Here is a 22,444-nt window from a genome sequence, read left to right as displayed (position 1 = left end):
CTGGTTTTTTGTTATTCAGTAAATTTTGCCATCTTCTCTTCGAGTTCTTTATAAAAATTACTTGAAAGAACGATGACTTTGTTTAAGTTTTCATTATACAGGAGAACCGCAGTCCTCAGAAGTTCAACCCGCAAGCTCATAGCCTTTCTGAATTCATCATCCATATTCATCACATGTTGCAAACGACACACGCCTTCAAACTGCATGTCAATTAACCGTAAGGCAGCCATTATAACATTAAACTCATGTTCCAAATGCTCCATGTCAACAACTTCTAAGGTTTGTTTTGCTAAAATTTCCCCCAGTTCGCTCACCGTATTACGCAGAGTCTTAACATTTACTTCCATCGGAATATTATTGCTTCGTAAATCAGTACATGCCGGCTCTTGTTGAGTTAATTCATATAACTTATCAGCACAATTCTCAATAACTTCCGTATAAAGTCTTACAATATTCTCTCCTTTTGAATTATAAACATTTACCTTACCGCTCAAATCGAAATACTTTTCACTCATGTAGTTCCCCTTTCTACAATGACTCTCCATGTTCCTCAACAAAGTGGCGATGCCCCTCTACAATAGCGCGGTTCAAGTCCGGTCCGTATAAGTCCAAAGCGATGAGCAGTAAACGAGTGGTTTCCACCCAATTGTCCACGATTTGGGCCTGCTCTTCATCATCGATCTTCTTGTGCGCCAAATTCCGTATTTCCACAACCTGCTCTCCCAACGGCTGTCGAATAGACATAATATGAACGAACGCGCGCTCCAACTCATCTACATCAACGGATCCCAGTAAAAAGGCGGCCTCCACCTGATCATGGAGCACATCGATGAAATCGTACAAACTATCAAGATTTGTCTTTATAGGAATATTGTTATGCGCCAACACATCCTGAATAATATCCATTTCCAACAGGTCTTCCACGTCCCCTATGTATCTGATGATAGCGTCCGTAAAAAACGCCCCTACCACCTTGCCTGCCGGATTATCTACATGCACGTCCCCGGTTAAATCAAAATAACGCTCGCCCATATGATTCCCCTTTCATAATACGATTCCTTTGCTATTATTTTTTCAACATTACTAACATATTATACTCAATCCAACTGGCATTATACCGTTGATTTTCAGCGCTATTAATTTTGCGCAATTAATCCGTAATAGTATAATTCTACACGTTTTTAAATTCTCCTTCTTTGCTCACAAGAGGTAGATCTCATGTCGTTACTCCCCATTAATGTCTTTTAACGACTTTGCCAAATACTCCCGCGGCGTCATGCCAAAGTAACCTCTGAACGCCTTATAGAAGTTACTGCTGTTGCTATATCCCACCATGCCGGACACGGTTTCCACTGACAAATCTGTACTCCGCAGCAAAGCGACAGCTCGGTCCATGCGCTGTTCCAGCACAAGTTCAGAAAATGATTTGCCCAATTCCTGATGGAGCAAAGACGAAAGATAGTTCGGATGGTACGCAAAATGACTTGCCATGTCTTTCAAGGTTATTCTGTCTAAATGACTGCTCATATACTGTAAGAGCCGTTCCTGCAACGTAGCTTCTCCCGCTTCACCGGCCTCACCGGATTCTCCGATTTTATTGCCTACGTTCTTGTACTCTCGTGCCACCAAGAGCAATAAGGTAACGACCAACGGCTGCAGTACGGCCTGTGTATCGGTGCCTTTGTTCGCATACTCCAGCACCATAAGTTCCAGTAAGGAGCGTACCATTTCCGGTTGGCTAAATTGTAAATGAATAAACTCTTCAGAGAATTTATTATTTTGCGGTCCTAAAAAGAAATTAAACACGTTCAAATCAGCCGCCAAAATAGAGAAGAACGTTTTAAAAAACTCTTCTTTTTCGATAAGGACACCAATGATAACCAGCTCCTCTTCACTTTCCCCGCGCAAGGCGTAGCCGGTGAAAGGTTGACCGATGTAACATTCGTTTTCAGCGACTTTAATGTTATTATGCTGCTCATAGCTGAGTGCGCCATAATCGCCTTTATAAGCAAAATTAAAAAAGAAAAAATCATGACGATGGAAAGCTTCTTCAATGTGATTGCCTTTAAACACACAGATCATAATCCGCTCGTCTTCGCCACCGGGCCATGCATAGGTTTTCCCTTCACGCCCCTCTGAAGACGCTACCAGCCAAGGCCACTGCTCACTGATAAATCGTTCGCCCAATGAGTCCAGTGCCGCCTGAAGCCCCATAGTTTCCATATCATTCATAATCGGCACCTCCTTAGCGATAATTGTTACAGTAATAATTATATGTCCTGCCTCATCCGAGTACATAAATAACTCTAACAATACGTATCTCAAGTATATCATCAATCTTAGATTTAGCCACTATATATCTTAATATTTAGCGTCGTTCCCTCGTCAACAACTGCCTATACTGATAGTAGATATTCATACTAACTATATTCCTTGTTGAGGAGGTTTTACTATGAAACAGTTTATTTTCAATATGCCTACAAAAGTATTGTTCGGTTTCGGCCAACTTGGTCATTTACACGAAGAAACGTTACCGGGGAAAAAGGCACTCATCGTTACGTCCAACGGATCGTCCACTAAAAAATACGGCTACTTGGACAGCCTTCAAAAAGAGCTTGATTTAGCCGGCGTAACCTATCATCTGTTCGACGAAGTACGCCCAAATCCAACTCGTAAAAATGTAATGGACGGTGCGAAAGCGGCCCTTCAAAACGACTGTGATTTCGTAATCGCCCTCGGTGGCGGTTCCGTTATGGACTGCTCCAAATGTATCGCCCTCATGATGACCAATCCCGGCGACATTTGGGACTACTCCTTGAGCCATCACGGCGGTAAACAGGCTGCACCGCATGACGCTGCTCCATTGGTAGCCATCACTACATCCGCCGGCACAGGCAGCGAAGTAGACATGGCGTCCGTAATTTCAGATGACGAATTACAGGAAAAAACAGGCATCTTCTTCCCATCCATGTTCCCGACCCTTTCCGTTGTCGATCCGGACCTCATGATGAGCGTACCGCCTAAATACACAGCCTTCCAGGGTATGGACGCATTTTTCCATGCTACAGAAAGTGTTATAAATAAAAATGCCCACGTTATGGGGGAAATGTTCGCGCTTAAAGCAATTGAACTCATCGCCAAGTATTTACCAATCGCCTACAAAGATGGCAGCAATCGCGAAGCCCGATACTACATGGCCATCGCCAACACATTGGCTGGCTATTACATGTACTGCACATCGCCGCACACAATGGAACACATCATGGGCAGCTACCACAAAGACTTGGTGCACGGCGCCGGTCTCATTATGATTGCCCACGAATACTATGACTTCTTTGCGTCCCGTCAGGCCGCTGAAGAGCCTATGATAAAAATGGCCAAAGCTATGGGCGTAAAAGAGCCTACAAATGGCAAGGATTTCATCGCTGCGTTGGACCAATTGTTAAAATCCATTAATTGCGATACACTTAAAATGAGCGATGCGGGGATCACAAAAGACGAATTAAAACTGTATCCTCAGCGCATTACAGAAGTATTGGGCGGCGACATTACAGCCGATCCTCTAACATTGTCTGCGGAAGATTATTTAGAAATTTTTGAAAAATCCTATCGTTAATTATCTCAGGAGGTTGTATGACAGAGCTTGAAAAATTGGAAGCCGGACTTCCGTATAACTTTTTAGATCCTGAAGTGGATGCGAAAAAACTTAATGCAGTGGCCTTTTGCCAGCGACTTAATGCTATCAGTGCCGATGACTACGAAGCCCGCGAATCCCTCATGCGTGAGTTTTTTGGAAAAGTCGGCAAAAATCCAATTATTCTGCCCACATTTAACTGCGACTGCGGTCAAAATATCTTCCTTGGTGATAATTTCCTTATGAATTATAATGGTACAATCCTTGATATTGCCCCGGTTACCATCGGCGACAATGTTATGATTGGCCCTAACACTTTAATTGTCACTGTCGGTCATCCACTGTCAGCGAAAGAACGCCGCAATCACATCGGTATTGCCAAGCCTGTAAATATCGGAAACGACGTATGGATTGGCGGTAATGTGACCATTCTTCCGGGCGTAACTATCGGAAACAATGTGGTCGTAGCAGCCGGTGCGGTCGTAACTAAAGACGTGCCTGACAACAGTCTCGTCGGCGGTGTACCTGCGAAGTTGATTAAAACATTGGACGAGTAAAGCTCGACGTACTGAGGTAAAACTACATACACGTAACACAAAAAGGCGATGAAAACTCACTTCAAGTTTTCATCGCCTTTATTTTATTCCAAAGATACAGTTTTAAATTGTAAGTTTTAAATTTTAAGTTTTGAATTTTGGGTTTTGAATTTTGGGTTTCGAATTTCAGGTTTCGAATTTTAGGTTTCGAATTTTAGGTTTCGAATTTCAATTCTTAAATCTTAACGTTCATTTCCAACGCTTCATATCTAATGCTAACTCTTCACTTCAACGTCAAATCTGATCAGTTGTGTTTCGTTTCAACGCATCAATGTAAAGTTGGCAATATTTTCCCGGCGCCACTTTATTGTGTAAGATGTAGCCGATTTCCATGTGGTCGTCTACTTCAAGCGGGATGGCCAAGATATTCGGACCATTCAATTTTTCATTAATAACACCACTGCAGAGAGTATAGCCGTCCAGACCGATTAACAGATTGAACAAGGTGGCCCGGTCACATACTACAATATCCTTCGGACGATCGATGGTGCTCAGTACTTCTTCGGAGAAGTAGAAGGAATTATGAGAGCCCTGTTCGTAGGATAAGCGTGGATATGGCTCCAGTTCTTCCAAGCTGATAGACTTCTTTTTCGCCAACGGGCTGAAAGCGCTGACAAATACATGAGGTTTCGCCAGGAATAAACGATGGAATTTCAAGTCGTGATGCTTGAATTCTTTGCGCAATACCGCTTCATTATATTCGTTTAAATATAAAATGCCGATTTCACTGCGTAGCTTCGCCACGTCTTCGATAATTTCATAGGTCTGCGTTTCACGAAGGCGGAAATCGTATTCGCTGCCGCCGTAGGAGTTCAATACGTCCACGAAGGCATCAACAGCAAAGGAATAATGCTGTGTGGACACGCAAAACTGATGTTTCACTTCCGGCTGGCCGAAGTATTTTTCCTCAATTAAATTGGTCTGTTCAATCACCTGTCGCGCATAGCCCAAAAATTCTTCCCCATCCGCTGACAAGACTACGCCTTTATTGGTGCGTGAGAAAATAGTAACGCCCAGCTCCTGCTCCAATTCCTTAATGGCGGCGGTCAAACTTGGCTGCGCGATAAACAGCTCCTTCGCCGCCTTGTTCATGGAGCCGCAATTCGCCACGGCCACTACATATTTCAACTGCAATAATGTCATAGTATCTAATCCCCTCTAAACTCTTATATCATTACGCGCTCTCATTCGCGTCCGCATTTAAAAATTATCGGCGTTACGCGCTCTCATCCGCATTTATAAACTATCAGTAACCGGCTTTTTTTAAGCGCTCACATATAAAGCGACATAAAATTCATACTAAAAAGCCAAAATAACAATCGACAGTGCCACCGATAATAAAAAAAGACTGTAATGCATTAATTATATCATAGCATTACAGTCTTCGTATTATTTTGTTACACACCCTGATACGCAGTGTGCCACGCCCCTATACAAATTGATTAGCGATTGCGTACTTCCGCCATTTTCGGTAAAAGATTGAAAACAATCTGGTAACCGATGTAGCCTAATACGATGGCGATGGTGCCGCCGATGATTGGGCCTTCGCCGGCTGCGTAAATAGCGTATACGGAGTAAAGCACTGCGAAGAAGCTTAAACCGTAGATGCTGCGGCGAATGAATGGAGACGCATTTTCTTCTTTTAACAATTTATTAACAGAGATGCAGCAGAGAATGTAAGGGAATACATTCGTAACAACTGCCAAGTTTACAAGGTTTTCAAACTGATGGGCCAAGGATTCATTGGTGGTCATAAGGGCCAATGCAGTTTGTACAACTAACAGGATCATCAAGCCGCGTACAGGTGCATCAGCTTTGTTTACCTGAGCGAAAACGCGTGGGAAGAAACCTTCTTCCGCTGCGCTTTTGAATACGCGGGATAAGGTGAACTGCCAGCAGAGAATCGCACCACAACATGCGATAATCATGGAAGCCATTACGAGATGGCCTACAGTGTCGTTAAACATATGTGCAAACACGAGGCCGAAAGGCGCTGTGGAATGCAATAAATCTACGTTCGGTACGATGCCCGCCATGATATTAGTGGACAATACATAAATCACCGCTACGGCAAGGGTGCCAAAAAACGTTGCAATTGGTACATTTTTCTTAGGGTTTTCAACAGCATCCATATTAGCCGCTGCGGATTCAAAGCCTAAAAACGCCCAAAGTGTCAGTGTAATGGATTCACTCACTGCACTGAAGAAAGGTAGTTGGTTAGGATTCCATACAGATTGATATAATGTAGGATCAAACCAGAACCAACCGAATGTACTAACAAACAATACAGGGATAATGGATCCCCAAACTGTTATGTTACTGATTTTACCGGTACGTGCGTTACCGCCGAAGTTCAAAAGTGCTGCCAGGCATAATAAGCCGATCGTTGCCAAGCTCAATTGAATCGGAGATAAGGACCAATCAAATAAAACAGCTGTGTAGCCTACTGCGGAAATCGCAATCGCTACATTTGCAATTACAAGTGAAATGGCATATGAGTAATTTGCCATGAAATGTCCGGTTCTGCCAAAAGTGTATTCTGAATAACCGCCCATACCGCCGGCGCGAGTAGTAAACATACCGCACTGTGCGAAAATATGAGCTAAGATTAAGGAGCCTACGGCTGTAATCAGCCAAGACAAAACGGAAATTGTGCCTACTTCTGCGAGTTTTGTAGGTAGCATTATAATTCCAGCGCCTAACATATTGGCTGCTACGAGTGTAGTTAACTGGAATACAGACATTTTTTTAGCGGTGCTTTTCATGTATCAGACCTCCCTATATAAATGCGTAGCGCCCATGTGACGAATCACACCACTACTAATTGCTGAGACCGCTGCCAATACCAGTTCGTGCGGGATGTGCTCGAATGTAGTATTGTACAAGATATGTATTGTATCAAATTCTTTTCTTTTTGCGCATTCATCATACCATGGAAACACGCAGAATCAAAGGCTTTTTTCTCATAAGAAAATGTCATTCAGTCTACAAAAAAATACAATAAAAAAAATCTATGTGTTCGTGAAACTAAAAACGCCCCCATAAAGCCTTTTTTAAGTTTTTATCACTTTATCATGTAAAAGTTTAGTAAATTTTAATTACACGATTTGAATAAATTTTGAAGAACTCAAACGAAGTTATGCATTTCATATATGAGAATATGTGAGACATGTGGAAATCTATAAAATCTCTATAGAAATTCAATAACTTATATGTTTGCGCAGTATAATTGGAGCAACTTATCAACAAATCATATAAGTTTGTTTTTCTTTGGTGAGAAAACTGAGAATTCAAAATGACCCTATTTTACCCCTTCAAAAGCCTCAGCAAAAAAAACGATAACTCGACAACGACTTTCTCAGGACACATGCATGTCAAAAAAGCGCAAAATTGATCACCTGACCATGACGTCCTCAATATATCCGTACGTCAAAAAGCACCTAACTCAACGCCCTCGCAGGCTCTTGTCAAAAGAACGCAAAAAACCGGCCGATATTCATCAGCCGGTCTCTACATACACGTTTTATATATTACACTGTATATTTTCAGGTTCTACTATGCCGTATATTTTTCGGTTTCTGCAGCAATGCGATCTTCGTGTTCCTGCATAGCCTGTAATGTTTTAGTCAATAATTCATCCAATTCCCAGCCCAAGCGTTCAGCGCCGTCTTTAATCACGTCGCGGGAACAGCCGGCAGCGAATTTTTTGTCTTTGAATTTTTTCTTAAGACTCTTCAATTCCATATCCTTGGTGGATTTAGAAGGACGCATCAACGCAGCAGCCCCGATAAGGCCTGTCAATTCATCAGCAGCGTATAGAACCTTTTCCATCAATTCTTTCGGTTCCCAATCGATGCGCATACCATAACCATGGCAGCAGATAGAGTAGATCATATCATCGCCAACACCTGCATTTTTAAGCAGTTCCTGCGCTTTAACACAGTGCTCTTCAGGATATTTTTCAAAGTCCAAATCGTGAAGCAAACCCACCATGCCCCAATACGGAACTTCGTCTTCAAAGCCCAACTCTTTGGCATACCACTCCATAACCGCTTCTACTGTAAACGCATGCTGTAAATGGAATGGTTCTTTATTATATTCTTTCAATAATGCAATCGCTTCTTCGCGAGTCAATGTCGGTTCATGCATGTTAATTCCCCCTAAATCTCTACGTACGCCTTTGCAACAACTTATGTGCACCTAAGTTCAGATGACCAGGTGACATAATGGCTAATGTCGGTAATTTTTACGACTATAAACGTATTATACACCTTACGTCATTCAACGTGCAGACCCAATTTTACAAAGCGTCCACTTTGCTGTTAATAGACTGCCACTGAGCAATCTGTGCTTCTTCCGCATCAACGATGGCACGGCCCACTTTGCGCTGACGGGCTACGCATTCCGGTGCTGTACCGGAGTAGTTTTTACGGCCGTTCACACAGGCTTCAATCGTAATAGCATCTAAAATGTCCGCTTCGAACACAGGAGAAATCTTTTTAAAGTTTTCCAAGGTCAGGTCAAGCAATACGCAATGATTCTGAATGCAATGCTGTACGGCCTGTCCCACGATCGCGTGTGCCTCTCTGAAGGTCACGCCCTTCTTCGCCAAGTAATCCGCCATATCGGTGGCGTTGGAGAAGTCGTTAGCCAATACATCGTGCATGCGCTGGCCGTTCACCTTCATCTGACGAATCATGGCCGCCGTAATTTGCAAGGCAAAGTGCAATGTATCAATCGTATCGAAAATACCTTCCTTGTCTTCCTGCAAGTCTTTATTGTATGTGAGTGGCAAGCCTTTCAAGGTTGTCAGAAGGCCTAATAAGTGACCGTAAATACGGCCTGTTTTACCGCGCACCAATTCGCAAACGTCAGGATTCTTCTTCTGCGGCATGATACTGGAACCGGTGCAATGCGCATCGTCCAATTCAATGAAACCGAATTCCGTGCTGGACCAGAGAATTAGCTCTTCACTCATACGACTTAGATGCATCATCACCATGGAGCCGAAGTGCAGGAATTCCAAAATATAATCCCGGTCACTTACAGCGTCCATGCTGTTTTCGTAGATTTTACTGAAGCCTAACAGCTCCTGTGTGTAGGATTGGTCAATCGGATAGGTTGTACCTGCCAGCGCACCGGCCCCCAAAGGCATCACGTCAGCGTATTTAAAAATGAGGCCCAAACGGTCAAAATCGCGTTGGAACATGGAGCAGTACGCCATCAAGTGATGAGCAAATAGTACAGGCTGCGCCCGCTGTAAATGGGTGTAGCCCGGCATAATAACGTCGCTGTATTTTTCCGCCGTTTCAATGAGCGCCTTCTGCATGTCCACCAACAATTCGCCCATTTGTACTACCGCTTTACGCACGTACATGTGAAGGTCCACAGCGCACTGATCATTACGGCTACGGCCCGTATGAAGGCGTCCACCCGCGTCACCGATAGCGTCGGTAAGGCGTTTTTCAATATTCATATGAATATCTTCCAGCGCCACGGAGAACTCGAATTCGCCGTTTTCAATTTGCTGTTTTATGTTGTCCAGACCGGCTACAATCGTCTGTCCGTCTTCCTTGGAAATGATTCCCTGTTTCGCCAACATGCTCGCGTGAGCCTTGCTGCCTGCAATATCTTCCGCATACATACGGGCGTCAAAAGCGATAGAAGACGTAAAGTCTTCTACCGCCTTATCTGTACCCTTTGTAAAACGGCCGCCCCAAAGTTTAGCCATTTATTTACCTGCCTTTTCTTTCATCAATGCATTAATTTTGAGTGGCAATCCGAACAAGTTGATGAAGCCTTCTGCATCTTTCTGATTGTATACGTCGTCTTCTTCAAATGTTACGAATTCCTGACTATATAAGGAGTATGGAGACTCGGAACCGGCACTGATAATGTTGCCCTTATATAGTTTTAAGTTAACAGTACCTGTTACGGTTTTCTGTGTTTCATCTACAAATGCCTGCAATGCCAGACGAAGTGGTGCGAACCACATGCCGTCGTACACGAGCTCTGCATATTTATTAGCCACCATTTCCTTGTAGTGGTAAGTAGCGCGGTCTAAGCAGAGATATTCAAGCTCTCTGTGAGCGTACATGATAATTGCGCCGCCCGGATTTTCGTAAATGCCACGGGATTTCATGCCTACTAAACGGTTTTCTACAATATCTACGATACCGATACCGTTAGCTGCGCCCAATTCGTTCAGTTTCTGTAATAAAGCCAATGGCGTACCTGCCTGACCGTTCACTTTTACCGGTACACCTTCCGCAAATTCGATGGACACTTCGGTTACCTGATCCGGTGCATCCATTGGGGATTTGCTAACTAAAAGCACATCGTCTTTCGGTGCGTTGATTGGGTTTTCCAAATCGCCGCCTTCATGAGACAAATGCCATACGTTCTGGTCCATGCTGTATGGATGAGATTTTGTAGCCACTACAGGAATGTCGTGTTTTGCCGCATATTCCATGCAGTCTTCACGGGATTTCAATTCCCATTCACGCCATGGTGCAATAATTTTCGTATTTGGTGCCAATGCTTTGATGGTTAATTCGAAACGCACTTGATCATTGCCCTTGCCGGTAGCACCGTGAGCAATGGCGTCAGCCCCTTCGGATTGTGCTACTTCTACCAACTTCTTCGCAATTAGAGGACGGGCAAAGGACGTACCTAATAAATATTTACCTTCATACACAGCGCCGGCTTTTACAGTTGGCCAAATGTATTCCGCAACAAATTCTTCCTGCACGTCTAAAATGTAGGCTTTTGTAGCACCGGATTTGATGGCTTTCTTTTCTACAGCCGCATAATCTTCCGGCTGACCCAAGTTACAGCATACGGCGATAACTTCGCAGCCGTAATTTTCTTTTAACCAAGGAATAATAACCGATGTATCCAAACCGCCGGAATAGGCCAACACTACTTTTTTAATCTCGCTCTTTTTAACTTCACTCATTGTTACGCACCTCTTAATCTCAATCTTACTCTCAATGTAAAACGCTACTTGGTCCCATCCTCTGTTTCATCCCGGATTTGTAAGGACCAATCGTCTGTTTTTAAAATTTATAAACCACATTATACACACCTGTGAATATTAATGCAAGTCTTTTTGTAAATTTATACGCACTTTTTTGTATTTTTATTTTTCGTGCCTTAAAAATATATGCTAATCGCCTAACCGCCGCTGAAAGCACTATATTATTTTCGGCCTTAATGATATGATAGAGCCATGAAAAAATTTTTTATATGGTGCATGAAGCTCCTGGTTTTGTTTGCCGTCTTAGCCGTCGGACTCTATTGGTTCGCCGGGTATACGCCGAGTGAAACGGAACCGGTAAGGGGCCCTCAGACCACCAAAGAACAACAAATCGAATCATCGGAAGATCAACTGACTCGTACCGACCGCATATATCGTTTATTTCATTTCCAAGAGGCTGTTGAACAAGCCTTGGATAAACGTGTGCCTCCAAGCCAGCGCGTAAAAGGAGACGCCATCAGCGAAGATTTAAAAAAGGCCTTGGTCGCCACAGAAGATAAACGCTATTACGAACACGGAGCCATTGATGCTTTCGGCATTGCCCGCGCCTTCTACACCAACGTAACCGCCGGTGAAACCTTAGAAGGGGGCAGCACCATCACTCAACAACTGGTAAAAAACCTCTTCCTCTCTTCGAAACGCATTATGTCGCGAAAAGTAGAAGAAGTGATTTTAGCCTATTTAATGGAATATTATTACACGAAGGATGAAATCCTCGCCATGTACCTGAACACCATTTACTACGGAAATAATTATTACGGTATTAAACAGGCCAGCGAAGGATATTTCGACACTGCTCCGGCGGATCTCACCCTCGGGCAGTCGGCCTTAATGGCAGGCATGCCGCAAGCACCGACTTATTATAATCCATTGACTAACTACAAGGCGGCTAAAGCGCGTCAGCGCACCGTGCTGAACCTGATGGCACAGCAGAACATCATTACCCCATCCGAAGCCGACAAAGCCTACTACAGCGACTTACATTTGACGAAACCGCTTACCGACGTGGACATTGATAAAAACGAACGAGGCGGAACCATCGAATAGGCACTGAGTAATCACAGAGTAGTCACAGCATAGTCATAAAGTAGTCATAGAATAAATAATTAAAATAAATAATAGAATGCTAGAATAATAGAATAATAAAACGAATGAGTAGTCAGGCTTATGTGTGCTTGATGGTAGTTCAATAGCAAAAACAGGGACGTTCAAAGAACGTCCCTGTTTTTTATTATGGATTATTATGGATTATTATGTTGTTATACTCTTGTAATTCTTTTATACGATTTTTTATGCTACTGTAATTCTTAACAAAAAACTATATCCTTTAGCTATTGCTTTTACCGATACAATTTAACTTAACGATTTCTTTTTCAGTTGCTTTTAACGATTATCTTCCACAGCGATAATATCGCCTACGAATATCCAATGAGGCTGCCATTCGCCATTTTCGTCAACAGGGTATGCTTCCGGGAAGGATTTATAATAGTCCTGCACTTCCTGCGCAATGCCTTCTTTAGCAAATTGATGCGCATATACTTTACGACAAGTAAAGGTAAGCGTTGCTTCTTTAAAGCCTACACTGCCGTTCTTTTCGACAGGCGTCAAACCGGCGTTAGCGGCCTTGTCTTCATTGCGGCCCGTATGCGAACCCATATAGCCCAACGCGCGTTTATATTGTTGAGGGAAGAAACTTACTGTAAATGTATCTTTTTCAGCGAAAAACTGTTGCGTATAGCGAGCCGGATGAAGATAAACAGTTACAACCTGTCCATCTTTCCCCGGGCGAGTCCACAAAGTACCGAAACTGCCCCAGCTTACAGTACACGCATTATAATTGTCCAATGTGCCCGCTGAAACAAGCGCCCACTGGTTTTTAAACAAATCAAATACTTGATAATCTTTCTTTTCGTAATCCTGCATGACATAACCTCCAATTTACATCCGGACAAATCTATCCGCTCATGATGGCTAATTTCTTGATACGTTCTTTATGGATCATAACAATATCGGTTATTATAACCCGTGGCTTTATTATATCATGTTTTCTAGATATGTAAATATTTCAATATGAGGTTGCCTTATTTTTTATAAATTTATAATTTAGTCTTTTATACGTTTTAAGCCGTCATACCCTTCAATACATGTATGCTTCTATGCTTATATATCTTTATACCTTTAAGCCTTTTATATTTTTATCTTCCTACATTCTTTAGCTTTTCGATTGTACTCGTAAAACCCGGAATGAGAGATACTTGCGCGCTTCAGAATCTGAAGTATTTTATGTGCTATTTCAGCATTGCCCTGACAGGAAAAATCGGCTGCTACGTTTGCCTTATCACCGGTGAAATCTGCTTCTACGTTCACCTTATCACCGATAAACTCTGTCTCTACGTTCGCCCCATCGCCGGTAAAATCTACCTCTACGTTCGATTTCCCAAAGGCTGACTCAGGTTTTATCAGAATACAAAGTCCGCATGTATTCTTCAACACAAGCGGTGTAGGAATTAAATTTACCTTAATGCCTGCAGTTTGCAATGCCTCTTCCGCCTTCGTGGCGAAGTAATAATCAGTAAATAATATGAGTATATCCAAGATAATATGTCCTCTTTTTCACCAGGAAACGGCTCTATAACGTAACCATAGATTCCGTCATCATAGCATCGGTAATCGCGTAAAGATTGGTAATTGTACCCACTTTCACAGCATCTTTAATACCATAATAGTCCAAGCAAATTCCGCATGCGCCCACTTCAACGCCGGCTTCAACTAACGCCGCCAAGTGCTCCAAGTGTGCCGATCCTTCGCACACCATCTTCACGCCGCTGTTAATAAAGAAAATTTTCTTCGGTTTAACAGGCGCTTCCGTCATACAATACCAGAACGTCTTCATCAATGTACGGCCCAACTCTTCACTGCCTTCGCCCAAATAATCCTTAGTCACCAGCAGGACCTTATTGCCGTAATTAGATGCACTGTTAGCATCGGCAGAAAACGCCGGAGTAGTTACCTGAGTTGCAGTAGCTTGCACTTTAATCGCCTCACCGGTTACAGGCGGCTTCCCTGTAAGGGTAATATAAAACGACTCACCCTTTGTGAGAACCTCTGTTTCACGTCCTCGGGATTGACCGAATTTCACCACATTGTCCCGGCTCACTTCATTGTCCACGATAGTTACAATGGTTGCCTCCGGCTCCGCCTCCAAAGCGACTTTTGTTTCAATCACCGGAATAGGGCACAAGCTGCCGCGCACATCAACCAAAATGGTACCATCGCCTAATACTTCATATACATGACCGTTTGTGGTCTTTGCTTCTTCTTTATTTAACATAAATCGGGTTCTCTCCTTTTTCTTTAACATATCCTATATATGCCGCAGTTTGCACGCCTGCATGGATCAGCGCTTCCAAGAATGCTTCGCGTTCTTCCATCGGCACCGCAAACAATAATCCCCCTGAGGTTTGCGGATCAAAGCAAATATCCTGCCACACGTCCCCTAAGGTCGTTTCAAAATATATATCCTCTATAGCTTGGCGATTGCCGTACGTAGCGGCCGGCACTAACCCCATTGATGCCGCTTCCATTACATCAGAAAACAGCGGTAATTTCTCTGTTTCGATTACCAACGACACCTCGCTGCCCTTTGCCATTTCCCTGCCATGGCCCATTAAACTGAACCCTGTTACATCTGTACAACTGTGAACGGTAAATTTTTTCGCCACTTCCGCTGCCTGACGATTTAGGGTACACATGGATTGCACCGCTTCCTGCACGCCAATTTCAAAGAGCCCGCCTTTTAGAGCTGTTGTCATAACACCTGTCCCCAAAGGCTTCGTCAAAATGAGCGCATCCCCCGGTTGCACCCCTTTGTTACGCCAAATTCTGTCTGTTTCAACGGTTCCCGTCACAGCCAGGCCGAAAATAGGCGCCTCATTTTCAATGCTATGACCGCCCAGCGTCACCACGCCCGCATCACGCAATGCCTCATTGGCTCCGCGCATCACATCGGCCAATACGCCCTGCTCCACTAAAGGCACAGGAAATGCCACCAGGTTCATCGCTGTCAGCGGCGTGCCACCCATGGCATACACATCGCTCAAGCTATTGGTCGCCGCAATTTTACCAAACAAAAACGGATCGTCTACGACGGGCATAAAAAAATCCGTCGTCTGTACCAAGCTCAACGTATCATTGAGTCGATACACGCCGGCATCGTCAGCGCCGCTCATATCTACAAGCACATTTTCGTTTGTAGGGAATGCAACGTTTCTAAGGGCCTCTTCTAAGAGATGAGGCCCTAATTTACAGGCGCAGCCTCCTTTGGCTGCATATTTTGTTAATTTAATTTGTGATTTAATTTGTGAATTTGTATGATTCATTCACTTGTATCCTTTAAAATAATTCTTTTTTAATTACTTCTCTTCTATTGCTTTTCTTCGTTTTCAGGCAGACGGGAGACCAATTTTTTAACAGCCTTTTCAAATTTTGGGCGTGGAATCATCACCTGATGACCACAACCTTTACAGGCAATATTAAAATCCACTCCAATGCGACGCACTTCCCACTCATCGCTGCCGCACGGGTGCGCCTTCTTCATTTTAACCACATCGCCTACATAATATCTAACAAATGCCATAGGTATTTTCCTTTCTATATGCCAATAGTATCTGTATTTCTGTTGCATCGTAACCTTAGCCGTAACCCTTTTACATGTTACCCGGCGACCGCATGTCATGCTACTTAGCAGTTGTGTCATATCGTAATCTGTTATCTTTTATTATACCATTAATGCCAAGTCCCGGTGATATGCTTCGTCAGTTATCTGTAAAATCTATATACTTACAAAGCAAGACGAACAGTTCCTTTACAACCGATTAAACATGGATTTTATCCTTAAATTGTATCCATTCTCTATCAATTCTCATTTCATTTTATATAATAACGACTTTCATTCTCATTTATACTTTTAGAAACTCCCACAATACACGCGAGTTTTCTTGGCTCCAAAAGTGCGTCAACAGAGCCATTGATAAGAATTATCAAATAGAATTTTTTAGGACTTTTTTAAAATCTACCCTTGATTTTCTCAATTTCATAGCTTATAATGTAATCAACAATGATTATTCATTAGTTTGAATTGTTATTACTTAACGAGTGTTTAAGTAAGCTGTTTTAAAAGTTTATATTTACAATTTGAATGTAAGTTCATCTAAATTGCAATGCCCCGGTGGGCATACGAAAAGGAGTGCGATTTCAATGTCAGAATTAAAAGGTACTAAAACAGAACAAAACTTACAGGCTGCATTTGCCGGCGAATCTCAAGCCAACCGCAAATACACTTACTACGCAGGTGCTGCTCGTAAAGCTGGTTTAAACAAAATTGCTGATTATTTTGAAGAAACTGCTATCAACGAAAGCGCTCATGCTAAAGTTTGGTTCAAATTATTACACGGTGGCGAAGTTAGCTCCGACGTAGTTGTTAACCTCCAAGATGCTGCAGCAGGCGAAAACTACGAACACACTGAAATGTACCCTGAATTTGCTAAAGTAGCAAAAGAAGAAGGTTTCACTAAGATTGCTTATTTATTTGAACAAGTGGGCAAAATCGAAGCTCGTCACGAAGAACGTTATTTAGATCTTGTAAACTTTGTAAAAGAAGGCCGCGTATTCAAACGCGAAAAACCTGTTGCTTGGATCTGCGCTAACTGCGGTCACATCCATGTAGGTACTGAAGCTCCTCAGCTTTGCCCTGTATGTGCTCATCCACAAGCATTCTTCCATGAATACACAGGTACTACATTATAATTAATACCGGAAATCCGGATATGTATAGTCAGGTGACATTTTCTAAGAACTAAAAGTTTAGTCTTATCTTTTTCGTCAAGTGACTCAACATAAGCTAAAAGTTTAGTTCTATCAATCAATGCCAAGTGACTTAATTTCAAACTAAAAGTTTAGTCCCTGAAACAATTCAAACAAGTGTGAATTTATCAAACATTGCAAGGTGCAACGGTACTTTCGCCAAGTGGCGTTTTATAATCAAAACCAGGTGGTTTTTAAAAACAAAGTACAAAGAAGCCCGTCGGATACGTCCGACGGGCTTTTCGTTTTGTCCTATAGCTCTTTTATAACTCTTTTGTCTATAATTCTTTGTCTATAACCTTTTTGTCCTATAAGCCTAATCCTATAGTCCTCAATAACGCTGACTCTAGACTTTCAACAACCCTTCCTCACAGCGCCATCGCGTCCGCCCCACGGCTTCCGCCTCGTCTTTGTCGTGAGTAACCCACAGGCAAAGGATTTTCCATTCTTCAATGATCTGCACTAAATCATCGCGTACGTTGCTTCGTAAATCCCAATCCAGCGCTGACAGCGGTTCGTCCAGCAACAGTACGACCGGTTTAGCGTATAAGGCCCGTCCCAGCGCCACACGTTGTTGTTCGCCTCCTGACAGACGGCCTGCTTTCGTCTTCGCATAACGCGTCAGCTGCAGTCGAGTTAAGATTCGCTCCAATAAAGCTTCATCGCCGCGCTTGCTGTATGTAATATTGTGCACCACGCTCATGTGGGGAAACACGATGTTCCCCTGCGGCATGTAACCTACAAAGCGCTTCTGCGGTGCCAAAAATAACTTCTTTTCACTATCGAACCAAACTTCATCGTCTTTTACTATGCGCCCGGCTTGCGGTTTCAATAACCCGGCCAGGCTTTTTATAATGGTGGACTTGCCGCTTCCCGATGCACCCGTTAGCGCCGTAATGCCCTCATTGAGCGTCCCCTCGGCCGTTACAGTCAGATTGGACCGTTCCACCGTAATATCAAATGTAAGCACTTCGTTCTCCTATCTGTTGAATCAAGTTTGCCATTGCGGTAATTTCTGCGATACGTCGCTCTTACTTGTGAACTACCTAACCGCATTACTCTCTATTTCCGAAGAGCGTACCTTTGGTTATAAAATGAACGAACCACAGGAGCCCCAAAGTTAACGCGCAAATGTAGCCAACCAGTTCAAAGGCACCGCTGTAGTCACCGAACTCGACCAACGAATAAATGGCCAACGGCATGGTGCGCGTGAGGCCCGGAATGTTCCCGGCAATTAAGATGGTAGCACCGAATTCACCAAGGGCACGACTAAAGGCCAGTATGGCTCCGGTTAAAATGCCTTTCCAAGCCAAAGGAATGGATATGGTAAAAAAGATGCGAAGTTCGGAAGCCCCCAAGGTGCGCGCCACATCTTCCATGGTGGCATCTACGGATCCAAGAGCGGCTCGAACCGTTTGATAAAACAAAGGGAATCCGATAATAGACGAGGCCAATACAGCGCCGGCTTTTGAAAAAACTACGCCAAGGCCATGTGCTTCCAGCCAAGCGCCAAAAGCATTGCCGGGTGTGAATACGACCAACAGCGCAAAGCCCACCACAACGGGTGGCAGAACCAAAGGCAAGGTAACAATGGAATCAATTAATGCCTTGCCTTTAAAATTGTATCGCTTCAAAACATAGGACAAACAGAGCCCTACAATGACGATATTTACGAGGGCAATCGACGCCACTTCAATCGATAGCCATAACGGACTCATGCTTACCTCCTATACAGTGAATTAACTTGAATATTTAATACATAATCGCTAAGGTCGACTAACCAAGATAATATGGCTTAGTAGCTTCCTATAACGATCTTATTTAGCCTGCGTTGCTTCCGATACAGGCGCAAAGCCGTATTTTTCCAACACTTTCTGTGCTTCTTCACTGGTTAAATACTTGTAAAACTCTTGTGCCAATGGGCTGTCATATTTTGTAACGATGCCGATTGGATACAAAATTGGCGTATGTGAATTGGCCGGTGCCGTATCAGTGATTTGTACTTTTTCTTTCAAATCGAGCGCATCTGTCTTATACACGAAGCCTGCTTCTGCAGACCCTTCCGCTACATAGGCTGCCACAGCCTTAACGTCTTTTGCATAAACGATGTTCGGCTCTACCTGATTCCACAAATTAAGGGCCGTCAATGTTTCTTTGGCATATTTGCCGGCCGGAACAGTTTCTACCGTACCGATTGCCAATCGATTAACGCTGCCCAGCTGATCGATTTTTACAGGTGTTTTATCCTTTTGCATGATAAGTACCAATGAGTTGGCTGTGAGCGGTTTTACATTATCCACTAACTGCTTATCCTGGAGCATTTTCATATTTTTTTCGTCTGCTGATACGAAAATGCTGGCCGGTGCGCCGCTTTCAATCTGTTGGCGCAATGTGCCGGAACCGCCGAAGTTAATGGCAATTTGCGATTCATCCATATTATGTTCTTTAATGAAATTAGTTTTCAACTCTGTCATAGCCGCCTGCAAACTTGCTGCTGCAGACACGGTGATCTTTTGCGACTTATCAATCGTATTGCCGCCGGTCTGTGTACTGCTTCCGCAACCGGCTGCTACTAACAGCGCCGCCCCCAATACAGCTATCGTCAATACCTTATACATACTTTTAAATTTCATTCGTCGTCTCCTTTACTCAAAACCTATACCCTGCTCACTCATTTTAGTCACTTTACTCTGATAATCAGATTCATAACTAACTCTACTATCCATTATAGCGAAACTTTTTTCAAAAAGTAAGGGAAACAAAAATAGATTGCCTTGGCCCCTGAATAAAAGGTCGCAGTAATATATAAAATATTTTCTGTTTCTATTATAATCAATGATTATAGTCAATGCTGCACTTCGTTGAAAGTTTTGCATATGACAGGCAAAAACAGCCATTTTTCATTTTCAGTCATTGTCAACTTGAGACTATTTCTGTATAGTAATAGAGAGGAACCCCGAGAGGCATTGACCATAAGGAGCATCCTTTTTTTATGTGTTTTTTTATGTTATAAACAACTTTATCAGTTTATAATAATATTTCAACGCTTTATATTATTCTTTACGTTACGCAGTTTTATCATACCTTTCGCGCGATACTTTCAACTTGATTCGTATCAGCTTTATAAACGATTTTGTGAAGCTTCATAGGCATTTTATAACTACGCATTCATAGTATTCCTGATTCCGGCAAATACCGGGGCTAGTAAAAAGGAGGCTATACAGGTGACTTTATTCCTTCACATTTTCTGGACCAGTATCATCCCAATTCTTATTTTAGTGGTGGTAGGCTTCGTTTTAGATAAAAAATTCAACTTGGACTTACGTTCGCTAAGCAAGTTGAACTTTTACATTCTCCTCCCTGCCTATGTATTCCGTTCACTTTATACGGCCCACTTAAATCATGAGAGCATTGAAATTGCCCTAGGTGCTTTCGTTATTCTCATGTCGAACGGCGTCTTAGCCTGGGCTGTGTCAAAGTTTATGGGCTATGACAATCGAAAAACGCAGATTATAAAAAACTCCACCATGTTCAACAACGGCGGTAACATCGGTGTTGCCATCGCAACCTTCGTATTTTCCAATATGCCTTACATCGTAGACGGCAAAACGCCGTACCTTGATACAGGCATCGTTGCAGTAATCGCCACCTTTATTATTCAGACGATTTTCTGTAACACCCTCGGATTCTATCAGGCCGGCAGCGGTATGTTAACACGCCGCGACGCCCTGAGCCTCGTGTTCCATATGCCGCTCGTTTACGTGGCACCGGCAGCCCTCTTGGCTCGCCTGATTCCTTACGATCTGACAACTTTGATTGTATGGTCTCCGCTCAACATCTTCGCCAGCGCTTTCGTCGGCATGGCCATGATTACCTTGGGCGTGCAAATCAGCCGTACGCCATATAACTTCTTCAAAAAAGACGTTCTTATCGCATCGGCGCTTCGTCTGATCGGCGGCCCTATTTTGAGCTCTGCCATTATGTTGTTATTCATCCTTTTCTACGGCCCTGTGAATCCGATTGCCGCTCAGGCTATCATTATTACTTACAGCGTACCGGCTGCTGTAAATACAGCGCTTATTGCCTTTGAAATGAAGAATAATGCAGAGCTGGCTACACAAATCGTAATGGCTACCACGGTGCTGTCAGCCATAACCTTGCCTCTGGCAATTATGTACGCCTTCTACATCTATCCGATTATGTAAAATAAACCTAGCGAATTATACAGAAAAAGCGGCTCGAAACCACGTTTCGAACCGCTTTATTTTTACAATCTTATTATTGGTTTTTAATAACTATCATGATTTTAGAGTTCCAAAGCTTTGTTGGCTATTAGGTTTTAATTACTAAAACCATCAGCCAGTTATATATGTATTTACAAGATTATAGACCCCAACTCAAGCTGGTCATGCTCAAGCTGCCCCATACGTAATCATGAGCACCGATGCCATATGGCTGCAATTGTAATTCATCTACATTGCCTTGGCCGAGAACAGCGCCTAAGCAATAGAACAATGGAGCTAAATGATCCGGATGTTCAGCCGCTACGCGAGCGCCCGGTAAGGATTCCCAATTAAGAGCACCTTTCAAATCATTTTCCTGCGCCGGATCTATTTTTCTAAGTAACGTTTCTTCAAAAGCTTCCGCTTCAGGTAATGGCGTATTGCCCATGCTTGGATTGATGAGTCGCAAGTTATGTACAATGTCGCCGCTGCCCATAATGAGCACACCTTCTTCACGAAGCGGGCTCAATAGCTGGCCGATTTCAAACCATTCGCGGGCGTTCAATTTATAGTTAACCGACAATTGCACTACCGGAATCGTCGCTTCCGGATACATTTTTAAAAGCGGTGCATAGGCGCCATGATCGTAACCGCGGTCTCCTTGTAACACAACTTTATCGCCTAACAGTTCCTGCACACGGCCAATTAATTCCTTGGATGTAGACGCAGGATATTTTAATTCGTAAATTGGATCCGGGAATCCGTACATATCGTAAATCATGGCCGGATTTTCATCGCTCTGAAGCGCCGTGGTTTTAGCGAACCAATGTGCAGAAATCATTAAGATTGCCTTTGGTTTAGGCACCATTTTTTCCATACGTTCCCATTCTTTAGTCCATGGATTATCTTCAATTAAATTCATTGGTGAGCCGTGACCGATAAAAAGAACCGGCATTTTTTCTTGTACACTCATACTGATGCATCTCCTTTTGAAATGTATATTCTTAGCAAATTTCTCTATTTGCAATTATTGCGTTCAGTCCCACAAGACCTATCATTATTGCGTTTATATTCACAATCTCAGGACTTA

General features: G+C 43.1%; 22 protein-coding genes. 5 read left to right on the top strand and 17 right to left on the bottom strand.

All coding sequences use genetic code 11. The annotated features are described in order from the left end of the window. Window positions 1–11: 11 nt before the first annotated feature. The 3 genes from KHZ77_RS04125 to KHZ77_RS04115 form a co-directional block, all read right to left on the bottom strand. Complete coding sequence (locus tag KHZ77_RS04125) at window positions 12–515, bottom strand: hypothetical protein (protein WP_295196002.1); 504 nt, start codon at window positions 513–515, stop codon at window positions 12–14. Window positions 516–528: 13 nt separating this feature from the next. Beyond that, window positions 529–1,032 carry a hypothetical protein gene (locus tag KHZ77_RS04120; RefSeq protein WP_295196000.1) on the bottom strand — a complete coding sequence of 168 codons (504 nt, stop codon included), beginning with the start codon at window positions 1,030–1,032 and terminating at the stop codon, window positions 529–531. 192 nt (window positions 1,033–1,224) lie between these two features. Beyond that, complete coding sequence (locus tag KHZ77_RS04115; RefSeq protein WP_295195998.1) at window positions 1,225–2,232, bottom strand: AraC family transcriptional regulator; 1,008 nt, start codon at window positions 2,230–2,232, stop codon at window positions 1,225–1,227. Between the two features lie 220 nt (window positions 2,233–2,452). Between KHZ77_RS04115 and KHZ77_RS04110 the strand changes: the two genes are divergently transcribed. Further along, window positions 2,453–3,616, top strand: coding sequence for an iron-containing alcohol dehydrogenase (locus KHZ77_RS04110; protein WP_295195996.1), 1,164 nt, complete (start codon window positions 2,453–2,455; stop codon window positions 3,614–3,616). 17 nt (window positions 3,617–3,633) lie between these two features. Then, window positions 3,634–4,191, top strand: coding sequence for a sugar O-acetyltransferase (locus KHZ77_RS04105; RefSeq protein WP_295195994.1), 558 nt, complete (start codon window positions 3,634–3,636; stop codon window positions 4,189–4,191). Between the two features lie 273 nt (window positions 4,192–4,464). On the opposite strand, the gene KHZ77_RS04100 is transcribed toward KHZ77_RS04105, so the two are convergent. From KHZ77_RS04100 to KHZ77_RS04080, 5 genes are all read right to left on the bottom strand, one after another. Further along, window positions 4,465–5,373 carry a LysR family transcriptional regulator gene (locus KHZ77_RS04100; RefSeq protein WP_295195992.1) on the bottom strand — a complete coding sequence of 303 codons (909 nt, stop codon included), beginning with the start codon at window positions 5,371–5,373 and terminating at the stop codon, window positions 4,465–4,467. A 299-nt stretch (window positions 5,374–5,672) separates the two neighbouring features. Further along, window positions 5,673–6,995 carry a putrescine-ornithine antiporter gene (potE, locus tag KHZ77_RS04095; RefSeq protein WP_295195990.1) on the bottom strand — a complete coding sequence of 441 codons (1,323 nt, stop codon included), beginning with the start codon at window positions 6,993–6,995 and terminating at the stop codon, window positions 5,673–5,675. A 790-nt stretch (window positions 6,996–7,785) separates the two neighbouring features. Beyond that, window positions 7,786–8,379, bottom strand: a complete 594-nt coding sequence (locus KHZ77_RS04090; RefSeq protein WP_295195988.1) for a hydrolase — start codon at window positions 8,377–8,379, stop codon at window positions 7,786–7,788. Window positions 8,380–8,530: 151 nt separating this feature from the next. Further along, the gene (argH, locus tag KHZ77_RS04085; protein ID WP_295195987.1) at window positions 8,531–9,961 is read right to left on the bottom strand and encodes an argininosuccinate lyase; all 1,431 of its coding nucleotides are present in this window, start codon (window positions 9,959–9,961) and stop codon (window positions 8,531–8,533) included. Further along, window positions 9,962–11,188 carry an argininosuccinate synthase gene (locus KHZ77_RS04080; protein ID WP_295195985.1) on the bottom strand — a complete coding sequence of 409 codons (1,227 nt, stop codon included), beginning with the start codon at window positions 11,186–11,188 and terminating at the stop codon, window positions 9,962–9,964. Window positions 11,189–11,485: 297 nt separating this feature from the next. Between KHZ77_RS04080 and KHZ77_RS04075 the strand changes: the two genes are divergently transcribed. Next, window positions 11,486–12,316 (top strand): biosynthetic peptidoglycan transglycosylase, encoded by an 831-nt coding sequence (locus KHZ77_RS04075; RefSeq protein WP_295195983.1) that lies wholly within the window; start codon window positions 11,486–11,488, stop codon window positions 12,314–12,316. A gap of 336 nt (window positions 12,317–12,652) precedes the next feature. On the opposite strand, the gene KHZ77_RS04070 is transcribed toward KHZ77_RS04075, so the two are convergent. The 5 genes from KHZ77_RS04070 to KHZ77_RS04050 all read right to left on the bottom strand — a co-directional run bounded on the left by KHZ77_RS04070 (window position 12,653) and on the right by KHZ77_RS04050 (window position 15,905). Beyond that, window positions 12,653–13,192 (bottom strand): flavin reductase, encoded by a 540-nt coding sequence (locus KHZ77_RS04070; protein ID WP_295195981.1) that lies wholly within the window; start codon window positions 13,190–13,192, stop codon window positions 12,653–12,655. A gap of 264 nt (window positions 13,193–13,456) precedes the next feature. Beyond that, entirely contained in the window at window positions 13,457–13,864 is a 408-nt protein-coding gene (locus KHZ77_RS04065) for a DUF3343 domain-containing protein (RefSeq protein WP_295195979.1), read from the bottom strand. A gap of 34 nt (window positions 13,865–13,898) precedes the next feature. Further along, window positions 13,899–14,600: a sulfurtransferase-like selenium metabolism protein YedF gene (yedF, locus tag KHZ77_RS04060; protein ID WP_295195978.1), complete on the bottom strand. Its 702-nt coding sequence runs from the start codon at window positions 14,598–14,600 to the stop codon at window positions 13,899–13,901. Beyond that, on the bottom strand, window positions 14,590–15,648 hold the full coding sequence (gene selD, locus KHZ77_RS04055; RefSeq protein ID WP_295195976.1) for a selenide, water dikinase SelD: 1,059 nt from the start codon (window positions 15,646–15,648) through the stop codon (window positions 14,590–14,592). Before selD ends, yedF begins: the two co-directional genes overlap by 11 nt. 44 nt (window positions 15,649–15,692) lie before the next feature. Continuing rightward, entirely contained in the window at window positions 15,693–15,905 is a 213-nt protein-coding gene (locus KHZ77_RS04050) for a DUF951 domain-containing protein (protein ID WP_295195975.1), read from the bottom strand. A gap of 620 nt (window positions 15,906–16,525) precedes the next feature. On the opposite strand from KHZ77_RS04050, the gene rbr reads away from it, so the two are divergent. Continuing rightward, the gene (gene rbr / locus KHZ77_RS04045) at window positions 16,526–17,074 is read left to right on the top strand and encodes a rubrerythrin (protein ID WP_295195973.1); all 549 of its coding nucleotides are present in this window, start codon (window positions 16,526–16,528) and stop codon (window positions 17,072–17,074) included. Window positions 17,075–17,477: 403 nt separating this feature from the next. On the opposite strand, the gene KHZ77_RS04040 is transcribed toward rbr, so the two are convergent. The 3 genes from KHZ77_RS04040 to modA form a co-directional block, all read right to left on the bottom strand. Next, the gene (locus KHZ77_RS04040; RefSeq protein ID WP_295195971.1) at window positions 17,478–18,101 is read right to left on the bottom strand and encodes an ATP-binding cassette domain-containing protein; all 624 of its coding nucleotides are present in this window, start codon (window positions 18,099–18,101) and stop codon (window positions 17,478–17,480) included. Between the two features lie 85 nt (window positions 18,102–18,186). Beyond that, the gene (gene modB, locus KHZ77_RS04035; RefSeq protein ID WP_295195969.1) at window positions 18,187–18,849 is read right to left on the bottom strand and encodes a molybdate ABC transporter permease subunit; all 663 of its coding nucleotides are present in this window, start codon (window positions 18,847–18,849) and stop codon (window positions 18,187–18,189) included. A 99-nt stretch (window positions 18,850–18,948) separates the two neighbouring features. Continuing rightward, window positions 18,949–19,764, bottom strand: coding sequence for a molybdate ABC transporter substrate-binding protein (gene modA / locus KHZ77_RS04030; protein ID WP_295195967.1), 816 nt, complete (start codon window positions 19,762–19,764; stop codon window positions 18,949–18,951). 591 nt (window positions 19,765–20,355) lie between these two features. Between modA and KHZ77_RS04025 the strand changes: the two genes are divergently transcribed. After that, window positions 20,356–21,336, top strand: coding sequence for an AEC family transporter (locus tag KHZ77_RS04025; protein ID WP_295195965.1), 981 nt, complete (start codon window positions 20,356–20,358; stop codon window positions 21,334–21,336). A 178-nt stretch (window positions 21,337–21,514) separates the two neighbouring features. Here the strand turns inward: KHZ77_RS04025 and KHZ77_RS04020 are convergent, their stop codons facing one another. Further along, window positions 21,515–22,327 carry a class III extradiol ring-cleavage dioxygenase gene (locus KHZ77_RS04020; protein WP_295195963.1) on the bottom strand — a complete coding sequence of 271 codons (813 nt, stop codon included), beginning with the start codon at window positions 22,325–22,327 and terminating at the stop codon, window positions 21,515–21,517. Window positions 22,328–22,444 lie beyond the last annotated feature (117 nt).

The sequence above is a fragment of the Veillonella sp. genome, assembly GCF_018364065.1.
Classification (GTDB): domain Bacteria; phylum Bacillota; class Negativicutes; order Veillonellales; family Veillonellaceae; genus Veillonella_A.
This window is presented reverse-complemented; position numbering and strand designations above follow the sequence as displayed.